Source organism: Micromonospora sp. DT231, from assembly GCF_049847025.1.
Lineage (GTDB): Bacteria > Actinomycetota > Actinomycetes > Mycobacteriales > Micromonosporaceae > Micromonospora.
The window spans coordinates 1-17,083 of the sequence record NZ_JBNCNO010000020.1 but is presented as its reverse complement, the minus strand read 5'-3'; the positions used below and the strand labels follow the sequence as shown (position 1 = coordinate 17,083).

Here is a 17,083-nt window from a genome sequence, read left to right as displayed (position 1 = left end):
ATCGGCTATGGAGGTTAGCGGTCACCGCCGCCGGGCGCTGCCCCGCGAGCGGACGGTCAGGCCGGGTGGTCGCCGGCCGAGACCGGCAACCCGTCGCCGGCCGGGACCTTCATGCCGTTGCCGCCCAGCGGGGTGAGTGGCAGCAGCTTCTTGCCCGTCGGGCCGATCTGGATCTCGGTGTCCATCGACGGGCAGACGCCGCAGTCGAAGCAGGGCGTCCACCGGCAGTCGTCCTGCTCGAACTCGCTGAACGAGTCCTGCCAGTCCTGCCAGAGCCAGTCCTTGTCCAGGCCCGAGTCGAGGTGGTCCCAGGGCAGGACCTCCAGCTCCTCGCGCTGCCGGGTGGTGTACCAGTCGAGGTCCACCCCGAACGCGGGCAGCGTCTCGGCCGCCGCGTCCACCCAGCGCTGGTACGAGAAGTGCTCGCTCCACCCGTCGAACCGGCCGCCGTTCTCCCAGACCTTGCGGATCACCGAGCCGACCCGGCGGTCACCACGGGAGAGCAGCCCTTCGATGAGCGACGGCTCGCCGTCGTGGTAGCGGTAGCCGATGGCCCGACCCAGCGAGCGGTCGGAGTTGATGGCCTGCTTGAGGATCTTGAGCCGGTGGTCGATGACCTCCGGACGGTCCATCGCGGCCCACTGGAACGGGGTGTGCGGCTTCGGTACGAACCCGCCGATGGAGACCGTGCAGCGGATGTCCTTGGAGCCGGTCGCGGCCCGACCGGCCCGGATCACCTCGTGCGCCATTTCGGCGATCTCGAGGACGTCCTCGTCGGTCTCGGTGGGCAGGCCGCACATGAAGTAGAGCTTCACCTGCCGCCAGCCGTTGGTGTACGCGGTGACGACCGTACGGATCAGGTCTTCCTTCGTCACCATCTTGTTGATGACCTTGCGGATCCGCTCCGACCCGCCCTCCGGGGCGAAGGTCAGGCCGGTCCGCCGCCCGTTGCGGGACAACTCCTGCGCGAGGTCGATGTTGAAGGCGTCGACACGTGTCGAGGGCAGCGACAGCGAGACGTTCGTGCCCGCGTACTGCTCGGCGAGGCCCGAGCACATGTCGCCGATCTCGGAGTGGTCCGCCGAGGAGAGCGACAGCAGGCCGACCTCGTTGAAGCCGGAGAACTCCAGGCCCTCGCGGACCATCTGAGCGACAGTGGTGATCGACCGCTCCCGCACCGGCCGGGTGATCATCCCAGCCTGGCAGAACCGGCAGCCCCGGGTGCAGCCCCGGAAGATCTCCACCGCGTACCGCTCGTGCACCGTCTCGGCCAGCGGGACGAGGGGCTTCTTCGGGTACGGCCAGGCGTCCAGGTCCATCGTCGTGCGCTTGTGCACCCGGAACGGCACGTCCGCCCGGTTCGGCACGACCCGCTGGATCCGCCCGTCGGGGAGGTAGTCGACGTCGTAGAAGCGCGGCACGTAGACGCTCTCGGTGCGCGCCAGCCGCAGCAGCAGCTCGTCGCGGCCCCCCGGGGAACCCTCGGCCTTCCACTCCCGGACGATCGCGGTGATCTCCAGAACCGCTTCCTCGCCGTCGCCGAGCACCGCGGCGTCGATGAAGTCGGCGATCGGCTCCGGGTTGAACGCGGCGTGCCCGCCGGCCACGATCACCGGGTCGGCGTCGGTGCGGTCGGCGGCCAGCATCGGGATGCCGGCCAGGTCGATCGCGGTGAGCATGTTGGTGTAGCCCAGCTCGGTCGAGAAGGAGATGCCGAACACGTCGAAGTCGCGCACCGCCCGGTGCGCGTCGACGGTGAACTGCGGCACGCCGTGCGTGCGCATCAGCGTCTCCAGGTCCGGCCAGACCGCGTACGTCCGCTCGGCGAGGGTGTCGGGCAGCTCGTTGAGCACCTCGTAGAGGATCTGCACGCCCTGGTTGGGCAGGCCCACCTCGTACGCGTCGGGATACATCAGCGCCCAGCGCACGGCCGCCGCGGCCCAGTCCTTGGTCACCGCGCCCAGCTCGCCCCCCACGTACTGGATGGGCTTGGAAACCTGGGGCAGCAGCGGCTCGAGCTGGGACCAGACGGACGGCTCCAGGTCACGACTCGGCGTCGGAGACGCCGAGCTGGAGTCGTCGCGAGAGGTGGTCGCGGCCGCGCGCGGCGTCGTGGACGGGGCACTCATGATGCCCAAGGGTACGCGCCCGCCTGGCGGTGGCGACGCGGTACTAACCTCGGACCGGCGCGAGAGGAGATTGCCGCGATGCCCGAGCCCCAGCCGGGAGCACGGCCGGCCGACGGGAGCACCCCGGGCGTGGAGCCGGACCGGGATCCGGCGGCCGCCGATCAGCCGGCCTCCCCACCCGTACCGTCGGACCAGCCGGCACCGCCGGACCAACCCGCACCACCGGACCAGCCGGGACCGGCGGACCAACCCGCACCGGACCAGCCGGGACCACCGGACCAGCCGGGAACACCGGACCAGCCGGGAACACCGGACCAGCCGGGAACACCGGACCAGCCGGGACCACCCGAGCAACCGGCACCGCCGGACCAACCGGATCAACCGGGACCGCCCGTACCGCCGGACCAGCCACCAGCGCCGGACCGGCCGGAACCTAAGGACCGGCCCGAACCACCGACGCAGCCCCAGTCCCCGGATCAGCCCGCGGCCTCGGGCCGGTCCGAGCCCGCCACCACCCCGGAGGCCCCCGCGCCCAGGTGGACCGGCTCGGCGCCGGTGCCGCCCCCGCTGCCGCGCCGACCGGTGTGGGGCGAGTCGGCCGAGCCGACCCCGCCGGCGCCCCTGCCGATGGGGCCGCCGGAGCACCAGACGCCTGTCGACCCGTGGGCCGGCGTGGACACCGGCGGCTGGGACCTACCCTCCGCCGAGCTGCCGCCGTTTCCCTCACTACCGCCGACGATGCCGCATCCGACGCCGCCGGCGACCCGGCAGTGGCCCAGCAGCCCGCCCGCCCGCTCGGTCGGGTCGCACCCGGTCTCTCCGGCGGCCGCCCCGAGGCCACCGCAGGCCACCGGGCCCAGGATGCCGACCCGGCCGATGGCGCCGCCCGCGCCGCCGCCCGCGCCGCCCGCGGTGCCGAAGCAGCGCCGGGGCAAGCGGTCCGCCGCGCCGCCCGTGGCGCCACCGGCGGGGCCGCCGCCGGGCTGGCAGGCCCCCAGGGGGTCCACGCCGGCCCGCCGTCGTCGTCGTCGCTGGCCCTGGCTGCTGCTGCTCACCCTGGCCTGCTGTTGCGGCTGCCCCGCCTACTACGGGTTCCCGATCTCCGCCCAGTACCCGGTGCAGGCCGCGCTGCCCGCCCAGGTGGACGATCTGAAGCTGCGTCAGGACAGCCGCAGCACGGAGACCGCCCGGCAGTTGGAGAACGAGGTACGCAGCGAGCACCTGCTGGCCGAGGGCACCTTCGCCGGTGTCTACTCCACCTCGGGCGGCAAGCAGGTGACGGTCTTCGGCGGCACGGGTTTCCGGTTCAGCCCGGAGTCGGACGCGGAGGCGGAGATCAGCCGGCTCACCGATCGTTACAGCCTGGAGGCCCCGCAGAGCGTGGACACCGGCGTGCGGGGCCGGCACGAGCGATGCGCGGTCGGCCAGTCCGATGGCGGTGACGTCGTGGTCTGCACCTCTGTCGACTACGGCAGCATCGCCACCGCGGTGTTCACCCGGCTCTCCGTCGCCGACAGCGCCGCCCTGCTGGCCACCCTGCGCGCCCAGATCATCCAGCCCAAGGCCTGAACCCCGACCACCCAGCGTCGATCAGGAAGGCGCCCGCCGCACGAAGGCGGTGGACTTCCTGATCGACCGGGTGGGGTCAGGCCTCGCGGGTGGGGTCCGGGTGGACGCGCGGCGGGGCGTAACGGGGGACGTACTCCTGGCCGGTGAGCTTCTGGATCTCGTTCATCATCTCGTCGGTCATCTGCCGCAGCGAGGTGCGGTCCGTCGGCCGTCCGGTCAGGTCGATCGGCTTGCCGAACCGAATGATGATCTCGGCAGCGCCGGGGCGGGGCACCCGGGCGCCGATGGGCTGCGCCTTGTCCGTGCCGATCATGCCGACCGGGATGATCGGGACACCCGTCGAGGTCGCCAACCGAACCGTGCCGGTCCGCCCCCGGTAGAGCCGGCCGTCCGGCGAGCGGGTGCCCTCCGGGTAGACCACCACCAGGTCACCGTTCTTGAGCACCGGGATCGCCGCGTCGAACGCGGACAGCGCGGCCCGGCCGCCGCCCCGCTCCACCGGGATGGCGCCCAGGCCGGTGAGAACGAACTTGGAGATCGCACCCTTCACACCGGCGCCCTTGAAATACTCCGACTTCGCCCAGAACGCCAGGTGCCGGGGCACGACAGTGCCGAGGAACAGCTCGTCGGCCACCGACAGGTGGTTGCCGGCGAAGATCGCCCCGCCGCTCTTCGGCACGTTTTCCAGCCCCTCGACGGTCGGGCGGAACGCCAACCGCAGCGTGGGCCCCACGGCGAGCTTGCCGATGGTGTAGAGCAGGGGCACTGGTCCTCCGGCTGATCAGGTGCGAACAGGCGGTGTCACGGTAGCGGACGCCTCCACACCCCGCGGACGGAGGTGGTGAGGCGTCCGCAGCCGCATCTACGACCTGCGGACGGAGACCGTCACCCGGTCACCGTCGCCGACCTCGCCGGCGAAGCCGTCGACCCCCTCGGCGAAGTCCACCGAGTCGGCCAGCACCTCCCCGGACACGAAGTCGAGGTAACCGGCCACCGCCGCGCGTACCTCGTCGGAGGCCGACACCGACACCACGATCCGGTCCGACACGTCCAGGTCGGCGTCCCGGCGCGCCTGCTGCACGACACGCACCACGTCGCGGGCCAGCCCCTCGGCGGCCAACTCCGGGGTGACCTCGGTGTCCAGCACCACCACACCCTCACCGCCGGGCAGTGGCGCGGAGTTCTCGGCGTCGGCGGCGACCAGGCGCAGCTCGTACTCACCCTCGGCGAGGGTGACACCGGCGGCCACCGGGGCGCCGTCGACGAGCTCCCAGTCGCCCGCCTTGACCGCCTTGATCACCTGCTGGACCTGCTTGCCGACCCGCGGGCCGAGCGCCCGGGGCACCACTGTCAACACCTGCTCGCAGTACGCGGACAGCTCCGCGCTGAACTCCACCGCCTTGACGTTGACCTCGTCGGTGACCAGGTCGGCGAACGGTCGCAACTGCTCCGCCGCCGGCGAGGCCACGGTCAGCTTGGACAGCGGCAGCCGCACCCGCAGCCCCTTTGCCTTGCGCAGCGACAGCGCCGCCGAGGCGACCGCCCGGGTGGCGTCCATCGCGGCGACCAGGTCGTGGTCGGCCGGGAACTCGGTCGCCTCCGGCCAGTCGGTCAGGTGCACCGACCGCTCACCGGTCAGGCCGCGCCAGATCTCCTCCGCGGTCAGCGGCGCGAGCGGCGCCACCACCCGGCAGAGCGTCTCCAGCACCGTCCAGAGCGTGTCGAAGGCGTTGACGTCACCGGACCAGAACCGGTCCCGGGAGCGGCGCACGTACCAGTTGGTCAGCGCGTCCAGGTAGGACCGGACGGTGGCGCAGGCGCCGGAGATGTCGTACGCGTCCATCTGCGCGCCGACCGTGGCGACCAGCTCGTTCGTCTTGGCCAGCACGTACCTGTCGAGCAGGTGCGTCGAGTCGGTGCGCCGGCGCGCCTGGTGCCCGTCCGCGTTGGCGTAGAGCGTGAAGAAGTACCAGACGTTCCACAGCGGCAGCAGCACCTGGCGGACGGCGTCGCGGATGCCCGCCTCGGTGACCGCCATGTCGCCGCCGCGCAACACCGGCGAGGACATCAGCATCCACCGCATGGCGTCCGAGCCGTACGCGTCGAAGACGTGGTAGACGTCCGGATAGTTGCGCAGGCTCTTGGACATCTTGCGCCCGTCCGAGCCGAGCAGGATGCCGTGGCTCAGGCAGTTGCGGAACGCCGGGCGGTCGAACAGCGCGGTGGCCAGCACGTGCATGGTGTAGAACCAGCCGCGGGTCTGCCCGATGTACTCGACGATGAAGTCACCCGGGTAGTGGTGCTCGAACCAGTCCGCGTTCTCGAACGGGTAGTGCACCTGGGCGAACGGCATCGACCCGGACTCGAACCAGCAGTCCAGCACCTCCGGCACCCGGCGCATCATCGACCGACCGGTCGGGTCGTCCGGGTTGGGGCGGACCAGGTCGTCCACCGCCGGTCGGTGCAGGTCGGTGAGGCGTACGCCGAAGTCCCGCTCGATGTCGGCGAGCGAGCCGTAGACGTCCAGGCGCGGGTAGTTCGGGTCGTCGGACTTCCACGCCGGGATCGGCGAGCCCCAGAACCGGTTCCGGCTGATCGACCAGTCCCGGGCGTTGGCCAGCCACTTGCCGAACGAGCCGTCCTTGATGTGGCCGGGCGTCCAGTTGATCTCCTGGTTCAGCTCGACCATCCGGTCCCGGAACTGCGTCACCGCGACGAACCACGAGGACACCGCCTTGTAGACGAGCGGGGTGTCACAGCGCCAGCAGTGCGGGTACGAGTGGGTGTAGGTGTCCTGCTTGAGCACCACCCCCCGCTCCTTCAGCTCCCGGATCACCGGCTTGTTGACGTCGAAGACCTGCTCACCCTGGTACGGCGGGACCAGCGCGGTGAAGCGGGTGTGGTCATCCACCGTGACGATGGTCGGGATGCCGGCGGCGTTGCAGACGTTCTGGTCGTCCTCGCCGAAGGCCGGGGCGAGGTGCACGATCCCGGTGCCGTCCTCGGTGGTGACGAACTCCGCGCCGAGCACCTGGAAGGCGTTGTCGCCGGCCTGCTCGACGAGGAAGTCGTACAGCGGGGTGTAGCGGCGTCCGACCAGGTCCCGGCCGTACACCGTGCCGACCTGCTGGTACCCGTCCAACTCCTTGCCGTACGCGGCCACCCGTGCGGCGCCCACGACGTAGCGCTCGCCGTCGCGTTCGAGCACCGCGTACTCGATGTCCGGGCCGACGGCGAGCGCGAGGTTCGACGGCAGGGTCCACGGCGTGGTGGTCCAGACGCCCAGCTTGACCGGCCCCCGCACCAGCTCCGGCGCGGACTCGTCGGCGGTCAGCCCGAACCACACCGACAACGTCGGGTCGTGCCGGTCCCGGTAGACGTCGTCCATCCGGGTCTCGGTGTTCGACAGCGGCGTCTCACAACGCCAGCAGTACGCGAGCACCCGGAAGCCCTCGTAGATCAGACCCTTGTCGTGCAGGGTCTTGAAGGCCCACATGACGCTTTCCATGTAGTCCAGGTCGAGGGTCTTGTAGTCGTTGCTGAAGTCGACCCACCGGGCCTGCCGGTTGATGTACCGCTCCCAGTCCTGGGTGAACTCCAGCACGGAGGTGCGGCAGGCCTCGTTGAACCGGGCCACGCCCAGGTCGATGATCTCCGCCTTGCTGGTGATGCCGAGCTGCTTCTCGGCGACCACCTCGGCGGGCAGGCCGTGGCAGTCCCAGCCGAAGCGCCGCTCGACGTGCCGGCCGCGCATGGTCTGGTAGCGCGGCACCACGTCCTTGACGTACCCGGTGAACAGGTGACCGTAGTGCGGCAGCCCGTTGGCGAACGGCGGGCCGTCGTAGAAGACGTACTCGTTCTTGCCGTCGTCGCCGGCCGGGCGGGCCTCGACGCTGGCCTCGAAGGTCTTGTCGGCCGTCCAGTGCTCCAGCACCCTGCGCTCGACCGCGGGCAGGTCCGGGCTCGCCGGGACACCGGCGGCGGTCGGGTCGTGCAACGGATAGGCCATCGGGGGTCGCTCTCCTCATGCAGCTCACTCAACGTGGGTCTGCGAGGACGAACCTCCGGGTACGCCTCGACGGCGCGCCCGGGTGATCCGCGGTACCACCCCGCTTGGCGGCCACGATCGACCGCCCGCTCATTTACCGGCTGTGACGGGCCGCACCCGTCCGGTTCTACTGGGCCGGTCACCCGGCCGTTCTTCCGGAGGCTCACCGGTGATAGCCGGGTCATCGCCATACAAAGTCCAACGATACAAGACCCTCCCCCACCCCAGCCCCACCCGGCCCCACCCGGCCCGCCCCACCCCGGCCCCACCCCGGCCCGCCCGACGCCGTTGATCATGAGGTTATAGCTGTCCGCTGCGGCGTGTCGTGACGATAACCTCATGATCAACGAGCTGAGGGGTGGGTTGGGGTTGGGGTTGGTTGGGGGCATGACCGGGGTCACAGGGGCGGCTGTCACGGTTCGGCCCTGCTGGTCCGTCGTGTTGGTGTCCAACCGATCAGGGGAGGTAGCCATGCAGAGGATGAATCCCGGCGCGGTGGCGCCGAAGGCGTACCAGGCGGTCATGGGGCTGGAGAAGTACGTCCAGTCGAACGTCGACCAGACGGTGCTTGAGCTGGTGAAACTGCGAGCGTCGATGATCAACGGATGCGCGTACTGCGTCGACATGCACAGCCAGGACGCGCTCGCCAAGGGTGAGTCGAGCCGACGGCTGTTCGCGGTGGCCACCTGGCGGGAGTCGCCGTTCTTCGACGAACGGGAGCGGGCCGCGCTCGATCTCACCGACGCCGTCACCCGGCTCGGCGAGCACGGCGTGCCGGACGAGGTGTGGGACGCCGCCGCGAAGGTCTGGTCGGAGAAGGAACTGGCCGATCTCGTCCTCGCGATTGCCACAATCAACGTGTGGAACCGGATCGGGGTGACCATGCGGTTGGAGCCTCCGGCCCTCGCATGACCACTGCGGCATCAGATGCGGCCGGTGCGCTCCAGGCGCACCGGCCGATGCTGCTCGGGCTCGCGTACCGCCTGCTCGGCAGCCGGCACGACGCGGAGGACGTGCTCCAGGAGGCGTACCTGCGCTGGCACGGCGTGGACCGGTCGGCGGTGGAGGAACCGCGCCGGTACCTGTCCCGGGTGGTCACCCGACTGTCCCTGGACCGGTTGCGGGCCCGGCAGGCGGCCCGCGAGACGTACGTCGGCACCTGGCTGCCCGAGCCGGTGCCGACCGCGCCCTCGCCGTTCGGACCGTTGGACCGCGCGGAGCTGCGCGACTCGCTCTCCGCCGCGCTGCTGCACGTCCTGGAGCGGCTCACCCCGCCGGAGCGGGCGGTGTACGTCCTGCACACCGCCTTCGACGTCCCGTACGCCGAGATCGCCGAGATCCTGGACCGGACCCCGGAGGACTGCCGCCAACTCCACCACCGGGCGACCACCCGGATCCATCAGGAGCAGCGGCGCTTCACCGCCAGCCGGGCCGAACGGGAACGGTTGCTGGACGCGTTCCTCGCCGCCGCCCGCGACGGGGACCTGGCGAGGCTCACCGGCCTGGTCGCGGCGGACGCCACGGCCTGGAACGACGGCGGTGGCCGGGTCCGGGCCGCCCGCAACCCGGTCACCGGCGCGGACCGGATCGCCCGGTTCTACGCCGGGATCTACGGCCCGGGCCGGCCCATGACCGTGCAGCCGATCGAGCTGAACGGCGAACCCGCGGTGTTGATCACCCGTGCGGACGGCAGCCGGTACACGCTCACCATCGCCGCGGCCGACGGACGGATCACCGAGATCTACGTGGTCGGCAACCCGACGAAACTGCCGCCGGCCGACTGAACCCCCGGCGCCGCCGGCCCCGGACGAGTCGCGTCAGCCCAGCCCAGCTCGGGGAGTGTCAGCCCAGCTCGGGGAACGTCAGCCCAGCTCGGGGAACCAGAGCGCGATCTCGCGCTTGGCGCTGTCCGTCGAGTCGGAGGCGTGCACCAGGTTCTCCCGGTTGGACAGCGACAGGTCGCCCCGGATGGTGCCGGCGGCGGCCCGACGCCCGTCGGTGGCCCCGACCAGCCCACGGACCACGTCGATGACCTGGTCTCCGGAGAGCACGAGAGCGACGAGCGGACCGCTGGTCATGAAGTCCTTCAGCGGCGGGTAGAACGCCTTGTCGACGTGCTCGGCGTAGTGCTCGTCGGCGAGCGCGGCGTCCATCGTCCGGTGCACCATCGCGTCGATCCGCAGCCCCTTGCGCTCGAAGCGGGAGAGCAGCTCGCCGACCAGGCCACGGCGGACCGCGTCGGGCTTGATCAGAACGAGGCTGCGCTCATCCGGACTGTTGCTGGACACGCTGGGTTCCTCCTGTGCACGCTGAACGCCTGGGATCGGTACGGTCAGCGTAGCGACCCGGTCCCGGCGCCGGCGCGGCGGCCGGTCTTTCGCCCGGTGGCCGATCCGGCCTAGCCTGGCCCTGACCCCGGGAGGTCCACTGTGGCGAATGGCGGGAACCGGCCCATCGCGCCGGTACGCAAGCTGGTCGGCACGGTGCTGGGCACCGTGGCCACCTTCGTCGTCCTCTTCGGGCTGGGCATGACCAGTTGGGCCATCGTGGCTCTCGGGGTCGCCCTGCTGGTGCTGGCGATCGCGCTGGCGACCGTCCGCGGTGGCGGGCGCACCTGGGTGGTGGGTGTCGGGCACGTGCACAGCGCCTCCGAACCACCCACCCAGTACGCCTTCGGCCGCTGCGAACTGCAACTGGTGATCGACGCGCCCGGCCTGCCCCCCCGGTCCAAGAAGATCATCGAGCCGAGGGTGCCGGTCTCCAAGTGGCCGTCGCTGGGCCAGACCCTGCCGATCCGGGTCGCGTTGGACGACCAGCGGCACGTGAAGGTCCTCTGGGACGAGGTGCCCACCCACGCCGAGACCGCCGCCGCCGTCGCCGACCTCCCGCCGGAGTTCGCCGAGGCCGAGGCCATGGACGACGTGCTGATCCAGCAGGACGCCCCGCCGTGGGCCGACCGCGCCTCGGACGACGACTTCCGGGACGACTTCGGCGACCCACTCGGCGACCGCTTCCAGGACCCGCGCGGCCCCGACCCGGTCCGCCCCGACCCGGTGCGCGACGACCCGGGCGGCAGGTCCGAGGAGCGCGAGCACGTGGTGATGCACCAGAGTCCGGGCGGCCCGGTGGTGTTGGAGGGCGTCCTCGTCGAGCAGCAGGCCAAGAGCGGGCTGCCACGGCGGGCCACCCCTGCGCCGCGCCCGCCCGCCGAGGAGCAGTTCGACGAGCCCGCCGCCGACCGGAGCGACCTGCCCGAGGCCGACCGGACCGAGATGCCCCCGGCCGACCGGTTCGACGCGCCCCCGGCCGACGACCGGTTCGCCGACCCGCCGCCCGCACAGCGGTCCGGTCCGGGCGCGACCGACCCGCTGGACCCCCTGGATCTTCCGCTGGACGACCCCTCCCCGGTCGGGGCGGCACGGGAGACCGTCACCGACGCGGAGTTGGACGAGGCGATCTTCGGCTTGGCCGGGGATGCGGCCGCGGATCCGGCCGCGCCGATCAGCGGGGTGGGTCTCACCCTGCTGGTGACCGACCTGTCCCGGTCGCTCGACTTCTACCGCGACGTGCTCGGCTTCACCGAGGTCGACCAGGGCGCCGGCAACGCCGTACTCGCCTCCGGGACGACCCGGCTCGTCCTGCGCGAGGTGACCGGAGCCGCGCCCATCAGCCGCCGGCTGGTGCACGTCAACCTCGAGGTCAACGACATCGAAGCGGCGTACGAACGGCTACGCGGCTCGGGCGTCCGATTCACGTACGCGCCCCGGGTGGTCAACCGGGGCTCGAAGCTGGAGGTGTGGGCGGCGGCGTTCCGCGACCCGGACGGCCACGGCATCGCCCTCACCCAGTGGCGCGAACGCGCCGAGGCCTGACCCGGTCCGCGCCGCCGGGGCCGCCGGCCGGTCCGGCGTCAGCCGAGGATGACCCGACGGACGTGCAGCGCGTACGCCCAGACCAGGGCGAAGATTATGCCCAGGCCGAGCAGCGACCAGTGCAGCAGGCCGCCCAGCAGCAGCAGGCCCTGGAGCACCGTGCCGGCGTGCCACGCCCAGGGGCGGCGCATCATGCCGGCGAGAACGATGGCGGCCACCGCCAGTGCCACCACGGCACCGATGGCGGCACCACCGAGATCACCGCCGACCACGCGGATCGGCTGGATCGCCAGCAGCAGCACCAGCGCCTCCAGGCTGAGCGTGCCGGCGCCCAGGCCGCGGACCGCCCGCTCCGGGTTGCGCAACCCGGAGCGTCGCGGCTGCCCGGCGACGGGCTCCTCCGGCGGCGCGCTCTGATCAGCCGGCGAGCCGGTGACGCCCTGGTCGGCCGGGTCACCGGTGGCGGCGTGGAGGTCCCGCTCCGGGTCGGTCATCGCTTCAGCAGCCGACGGGCGTCGGCGACCGTCACCACCGACCCGGTGACCAGCACCCCGACCCCGCTGAGTTCGCCGGGGACGTTCTCCTCGGCCAGCGCCACCGCCAGCTCGATGGCGTCCGGCATCTCCTCGGCCGAGTCCACCCGCTCGTCGCCGAAGATCTCGGCGGCCAACGCGGCGAGTTCCTCGGTCGGCATCGCCCGTGGCGAGCTGTTGCGGGTGACCACCACCTGGTCGACCACCGGCTCCAGCAGCTCCAGCATGGCCTCCGCGTCCTTGTCGGCGAGTACGCCGACAACCGCCACCAGCTTGCTGAACGCGAACTCCTCCTGGAGGGCGGTGACGGTGGCCTTCATGCCGTGCGGGTTGTGCGCGCCGTCGAGCAGGACCGTCGGCGCGTTGCGGACCCGCTCCAGTCGACCCGGGGAACTGGCCGAGGCGAAGCCCTCCCGGACCGTCTCGACGTCGAGTTGGCGTCGGGCCCCGGCGCCCAGGAACGCTTCCACGGCGGCAAGCGCCACCGCGGCGTTCTGCGCCTGGTGGGCGCCGTGCAGGGGAATGAACACGTCGTCGTAGACGCCGCCCAGGCCCTGCAGGCTGAGCACCTGGCCGCCGACCGCGACCGCCCGACCCAGTACGCCGAACTCGCCGCCCTCCCGGGCGAGCGTGGCCCCGACCTCGGCGCAGCGTTCGAGGAGGGGACCAGCGGCCTCCTCCTCCTGGGCCGCCGAGATGACGGTGGCGCCCGGGTGGATGATGCCGGCCTTGGCCAGCGCGATGTCCTGGAGCGTGTCACCCAACCACTCGGTGTGGTCCAGCCCGATCGGGGTGATCACACAGACCCCGGCCTGGATGACGTTCGTGGCGTCCTCGGCGCCGCCGAGGCCCACCTCGACCACCGCGATGTCGACAGGAGCGTCGGCGAACGTGGCGAACGCCAACGCGGTCGTCATGTCGAAGTACGTCAGCGGCTCGTCCGACCGCGCGTCCACCAGCTCGGCAAGCGGTTTGATCTCCCGGTACACCGCGGCGAACCGCTCCTCGCTCACCGGTTCCCCGTCCAGGCTGATCCGCTCCCGGACGGTCTCCAGGTGCGGGCTGGTGTACCGGCCGGTGTGCAGCCCGTGTGCCCGCAGCAGCGAGTCGATCATCCGCGCGGTGGAGGTCTTGCCGTTGGTGCCGGTCAGGTGGATCGCCGGGTACGCCCGCTGTGGACTGCCGAGCAGGTCCAGCAGCGACTCGATCCGGTCCAACTCGAAGACCATCCGGGTGAACCCACGGGCGTTCAGCTCGGCCTCGACGGCGGCGAAATCGGTACGGTCGGTCACGAGGAAAGTGTCTCCAGAGCAGCGTCGATCCGGACCAGGTCGGCCTCGGCGGTGGCGAGCCGGTCGCGGATCTTCGCGACCACCGGTTCGGGGGCCTTACCGATGAAGGCCGGGTTGTCGAGCTTCGCCCGAGCCTGCGCGACCTCCTTCTCGGCCGCCGCGCGGTCCTTCGTCAGCCGGGCCCGCTCGGCGGCCACGTCGATCGACCCCCGGGTGTCCAACGCGACACCGACCGCGCCGGGCATGGCCAGCGTGGCGCTGGCCTGGAAATCGTCACCGGCCGGGTCGAGCCGGACCAGGGAACGGATCAGCGGCTCGTGGGCGTCGATGCCCGCCCCGGTCAGCCCGTCCAACCGGGCGGCCACCCGCTGGGTCGGGCGCAGCCCCTGATCGGAGCGGAACCGCCGGATCTCGGTGACCACGCGCTGCACACTGGCCAGCTCGGCCTCGGCGGCGTCGTCGACAAGCGACCGGTCGGCAACCGGCCAGGCGGCGGCCTGCACCGTCTCGCCGCCGGTCAGCGCGATCCACAGCTCCTCGGTGACGAACGGGATGACCGGGTGCAGCAGCCGCAGCAACTGGTCCAGCACGTGCCCGAGCACCCGGCGGCTGGTCTCGGCCCGCTCACCACCCTCGGCGAGCACCGGCTTGCTGAGCTCCACGTACCAGTCGCAGACGTCGTCCCAGGCGAAGTGGTAGAGCAGGTCACACACCTTGGCGAACTCGTACGCCTCGAACTGCTCGTCGACCTCGGCGGTGACGTGCGCCAGCCGGGACAGGATCCACCTGTCGACGGTGGAGAGCCGCTCGGCGGGCGGTAGGTCACCCGTGGTGTGCGCGCCGTTCATCAGGGCGAACCGGGTGGCGTTCCAGAGCTTGTTGCAGAAGTTGCGGGAGCCCTGGCACCACTCCTCGCTGACCGGCACGTCCTGCCCGGGGTTCGCGCCTCGCGCCAGGGTGAACCGGGTGGCGTCGGCACCGAACCGGTCGATCCAGTCCAGCGGGTCGACGACGTTGCCGAACGACTTGGACATCTTCTTGCCGTGCTCGTCGCGCACCATGCCGTGCAGGGCGACCACGTCGAACGGCTGCTTGCCGTCCATCGCGTACAGGCCGAACATCATCATCCGGGCGACCCAGAAGAACAGGATGTCGTAGCCGGTGACCAGGACGCTTGTCGGATAGAACTTGGCCAGGTCAGGGGTCTGCTCCGGCCAGCCGAGCGTGGAGAACGGCCAGAGCGCGCTGGAGAACCAGGTGTCGAGCACGTCCTCGTCCTGCCGCCAGCCGTCGCCGGTCGGCGGCTGCTCGTCCGGACCGACGCAGACGATCTCGCCCTGCGGGCCGTACCAGACCGGGATCCGGTGCCCCCACCACAGCTGACGGGAGATGCACCAGTCGTGCATGTTGTCGACCCAGGCGAAGTAGCGCTTGGCCAGCTCGGCCGGCTCGATGCGGACCCGACCGTCGCGGACCGCGTCGCCGGCGGCCTGGGCCAGCGGCCCGGTGTTGACGAACCACTGCAACGACAGCCGCGGCTCGACTGTCGTCTTGCACCGCGAGCAGTGCCCGACCGCGTGCACGTACGGCCGCTTCTCCGCGACGATCCGACCCTGCTCGCGCAACGCCGCCACGATCGCGGGCCGCGCCTCGAAGCGGTCCAACCCTTCGAACGGGCCGGGCACGGTGATCACGCCGCGCTCGTCCATGACGGTGATCGCGGGCAGGTCGTGCCGCTGGCCGATCTCGAAGTCGTTCGGGTCGTGCGCCGGGGTCACCTTGACCATGCCGGTGCCGAACGACGGGTCGACGTGCGCGTCGGCGACGATCGGGATGCGGCGGCCGGTCAGCGGCAGCTCGACCTCGGTGCCGATCAGGTGCTGGTAGCGCTCGTCGTCCGGGTGCACCGCCACGGCGGTGTCGCCGAGCATCGTCTCGGCCCGGGTGGTGGCCACCACGACCTCGTCGCTGTAGCGGATGGAGATCAGCTCACCGTCGTCGTCGGTGTGCTCGACCTCGATGTCGGAGAGCGCGGTGAGGCAACGCGGGCACCAGTTGATGATCCGGTTGGCCCGGTAGATGAGGCCCTCGTCGAAGAGCTTCTTGAAGATCGTCTGGACGGCGCGGGTCAACCCCTCGTCCATGGTGAAACGCTCACGGTCCCAGTCGACGGAGTCGCCGAGGCGCCGCATCTGCCCCAGGATCGCGCCGCCGGACTCGGCCTTCCACTGCCAGACCCGCTCGACGAACTTCTCCCGGCCGAGGTCGTGTCGGGACAGGCCCTCGGCGGCGAGCTGGCGCTCCACCAGGTTCTGGGTGGCGATGCCGGCGTGGTCCATGCCCGGCAGCCACAGCGCCTCGAAGCCCTGCATCCTCTTACGCCGGGTCAACGCGTCCATCAGCGTGTGCTCGAACGCGTGGCCCATGTGCAGGGAGCCGGTGACGTTCGGCGGCGGGATGACGATGGCGAACGGGGGCTTGTCGCTGTCGGCGGAGGCCCGGAAGTGCCCAGCGGCTACCCACTGCTCGTACCGTCGCTGCTCTACCTCGCCGGGCTGGTACTGGCCGGCAAGGGTCGGGGCGTCGGGGCGTCGGGCATCCAGTCTCTCGGTCACCTGACAAGTCTACGGAGGGCTTCCGCGGACCTGACGTGCGCCACCTGTGGTTCGCGTACGGTGTCGGCTATGTCCGACGCACATCTCACCGAGCGGTCGCGCGACGGCGGCCGCGAGCCGGTCGAGCTGACCGAAGAGCCGATCCAGTTGAGCACCCGGGACTCCGGGGGCGACCCCGACGAACACTCGGGCGGCTGGTCGAGACGACGCAAGATCGGTTGGACGGTCGCCCTCGTGGTCGGCCTGGCGGGCGCCGGCGTGCTGGGCGTCGCCGGGTGGCGGGTGGCGCAGCAGAAGGACACCGAGCTCACCTCGCCCCCGCAGGTGGCCGGCCTGACCCGGGACGACAGCGATCGAGCGAAGAGCACGGCCGACTACCTGCGCAGCGGTCTCGCGGCGGACATCGAACTGGACCGCAGCTTCGGCACCGTCTATCGCGATCCGGCCGACGAGAAGCGCTCCGTGCTCATCTTCGGCGGCACGACGCTGCTCTGGCAGCCCGAGCGGGACCTGGAGAGCCTGTTCCGCCTCATGTCGGACGAGACCGGCGCGGTGAGCGGCCTCCGCGAGATGCCCGCTGGTGACCTGGGCGGCGTGTTGAAGTGCGGCAGCACGAGCGGCGAGGGTGGTGACTTCGCGGTGTGCGGGTGGGCCGACCACGGCAGCGTGGTGATGGCGATGTTCCCCGGCAGGTCGGTCACCGACGCCGGGGCCCTGCTCCGCGACCTCCGCAAGGACATGCAGACCCGCGACTGACCCGACCCGCACCGGCCGCGCCTCGCCCCGGGACCCCGCCCGGCCTCGCTCGGGACCGTCGGCGCCCGGGCCCCCGTGATCGACTCGGCTTTGCTGATGTCGGGGTGTCAAGCAGCTGCGGATACCGCCGTTTCGGTGATCCCGAGTTGACCAACCGATACGTGGGGCAAACGCAGATAGGGCCACCCCGTTGGGGTGGCCCTATCTGAAAGATTGTCCGGCGGCGTCCTACTCTCCCACACCCTCACGAGTGCAGTACCATCGGCGCT

The 17,083-nt window shown here is 71.4% G+C and carries 12 protein-coding genes; 5 read left to right on the top strand and 7 right to left on the bottom strand.

The features are described 5' to 3' along the window. Window positions 1-56: 56 nt before the first annotated feature. Complete coding sequence (locus ACPXBU_RS32900) at window positions 57-2,129, bottom strand: TIGR03960 family B12-binding radical SAM protein (protein ID WP_425761166.1); 2,073 nt, start codon at window positions 2,127-2,129, stop codon at window positions 57-59. Window positions 2,130-2,684: 555 nt separating this feature from the next. On the opposite strand from ACPXBU_RS32900, the gene ACPXBU_RS32895 reads away from it, so the two are divergent. Further along, window positions 2,685-3,698 carry a hypothetical protein gene (locus ACPXBU_RS32895; protein ID WP_425761165.1) on the top strand — a complete coding sequence of 338 codons (1,014 nt, stop codon included), beginning with the start codon at window positions 2,685-2,687 and terminating at the stop codon, window positions 3,696-3,698. A gap of 76 nt (window positions 3,699-3,774) precedes the next feature. Here ACPXBU_RS32895 and ACPXBU_RS32890 read toward each other — a convergent pair whose 3' ends face one another. Both ACPXBU_RS32890 and ileS read right to left on the bottom strand, forming a co-directional pair. Beyond that, window positions 3,775-4,464, bottom strand: a complete 690-nt coding sequence (locus ACPXBU_RS32890; RefSeq protein ID WP_425761164.1) for a lysophospholipid acyltransferase family protein — start codon at window positions 4,462-4,464, stop codon at window positions 3,775-3,777. 96 nt (window positions 4,465-4,560) lie between these two features. Next, a complete protein-coding gene (ileS, locus tag ACPXBU_RS32885; RefSeq protein WP_425761163.1) occupies window positions 4,561-7,707 on the bottom strand; it encodes an isoleucine--tRNA ligase in 3,147 nt (1,048 codons plus the stop codon). A gap of 510 nt (window positions 7,708-8,217) precedes the next feature. On the opposite strand from ileS, the gene ACPXBU_RS32880 reads away from it, so the two are divergent. Both ACPXBU_RS32880 and sigJ read left to right on the top strand, forming a co-directional pair. Then, window positions 8,218-8,658, top strand: coding sequence for a carboxymuconolactone decarboxylase family protein (locus ACPXBU_RS32880; protein ID WP_393375658.1), 441 nt, complete (start codon window positions 8,218-8,220; stop codon window positions 8,656-8,658). Then, window positions 8,655-9,530: an RNA polymerase sigma factor SigJ gene (sigJ, locus tag ACPXBU_RS32875; protein WP_425761162.1), complete on the top strand. Its 876-nt coding sequence runs from the start codon at window positions 8,655-8,657 to the stop codon at window positions 9,528-9,530. The genes ACPXBU_RS32880 and sigJ overlap by 4 nt, the downstream gene beginning before the upstream one ends. Window positions 9,531-9,608: 78 nt before the next feature. Here sigJ and ndk read toward each other — a convergent pair whose 3' ends face one another. Beyond that, the gene (gene ndk, locus ACPXBU_RS32870; protein WP_393375664.1) at window positions 9,609-10,034 is read right to left on the bottom strand and encodes a nucleoside-diphosphate kinase; all 426 of its coding nucleotides are present in this window, start codon (window positions 10,032-10,034) and stop codon (window positions 9,609-9,611) included. A 141-nt stretch (window positions 10,035-10,175) separates the two neighbouring features. Here ndk and ACPXBU_RS32865 point away from each other — a divergent pair, with 141 nt between their 5' ends. After that, complete coding sequence (locus ACPXBU_RS32865; RefSeq protein ID WP_425761161.1) at window positions 10,176-11,618, top strand: VOC family protein; 1,443 nt, start codon at window positions 10,176-10,178, stop codon at window positions 11,616-11,618. A gap of 38 nt (window positions 11,619-11,656) precedes the next feature. Here the strand turns inward: ACPXBU_RS32865 and ACPXBU_RS32860 are convergent, their stop codons facing one another. Genes ACPXBU_RS32860 through ACPXBU_RS32850 form a run of 3 tightly spaced genes read right to left on the bottom strand, consistent with a single transcriptional unit; the run spans window position 11,657 to window position 16,058 of the window. Next, entirely contained in the window at window positions 11,657-12,112 is a 456-nt protein-coding gene (locus ACPXBU_RS32860; protein WP_393375669.1) for a DUF4233 domain-containing protein, read from the bottom strand. Next, a complete protein-coding gene (locus ACPXBU_RS32855) occupies window positions 12,109-13,443 on the bottom strand; it encodes a bifunctional folylpolyglutamate synthase/dihydrofolate synthase (RefSeq protein WP_425761160.1) in 1,335 nt (444 codons plus the stop codon). The genes ACPXBU_RS32860 and ACPXBU_RS32855 overlap by 4 nt, the downstream gene beginning before the upstream one ends. Further along, window positions 13,440-16,058, bottom strand: coding sequence for a valine--tRNA ligase (locus tag ACPXBU_RS32850; protein WP_425761159.1), 2,619 nt, complete (start codon window positions 16,056-16,058; stop codon window positions 13,440-13,442). The genes ACPXBU_RS32855 and ACPXBU_RS32850 overlap by 4 nt, the downstream gene beginning before the upstream one ends. A gap of 69 nt (window positions 16,059-16,127) precedes the next feature. On the opposite strand from ACPXBU_RS32850, the gene ACPXBU_RS32845 reads away from it, so the two are divergent. Next, entirely contained in the window at window positions 16,128-16,814 is a 687-nt protein-coding gene (locus ACPXBU_RS32845; RefSeq protein WP_425761158.1) for a hypothetical protein, read from the top strand. Window positions 16,815-17,083 lie beyond the last annotated feature (269 nt).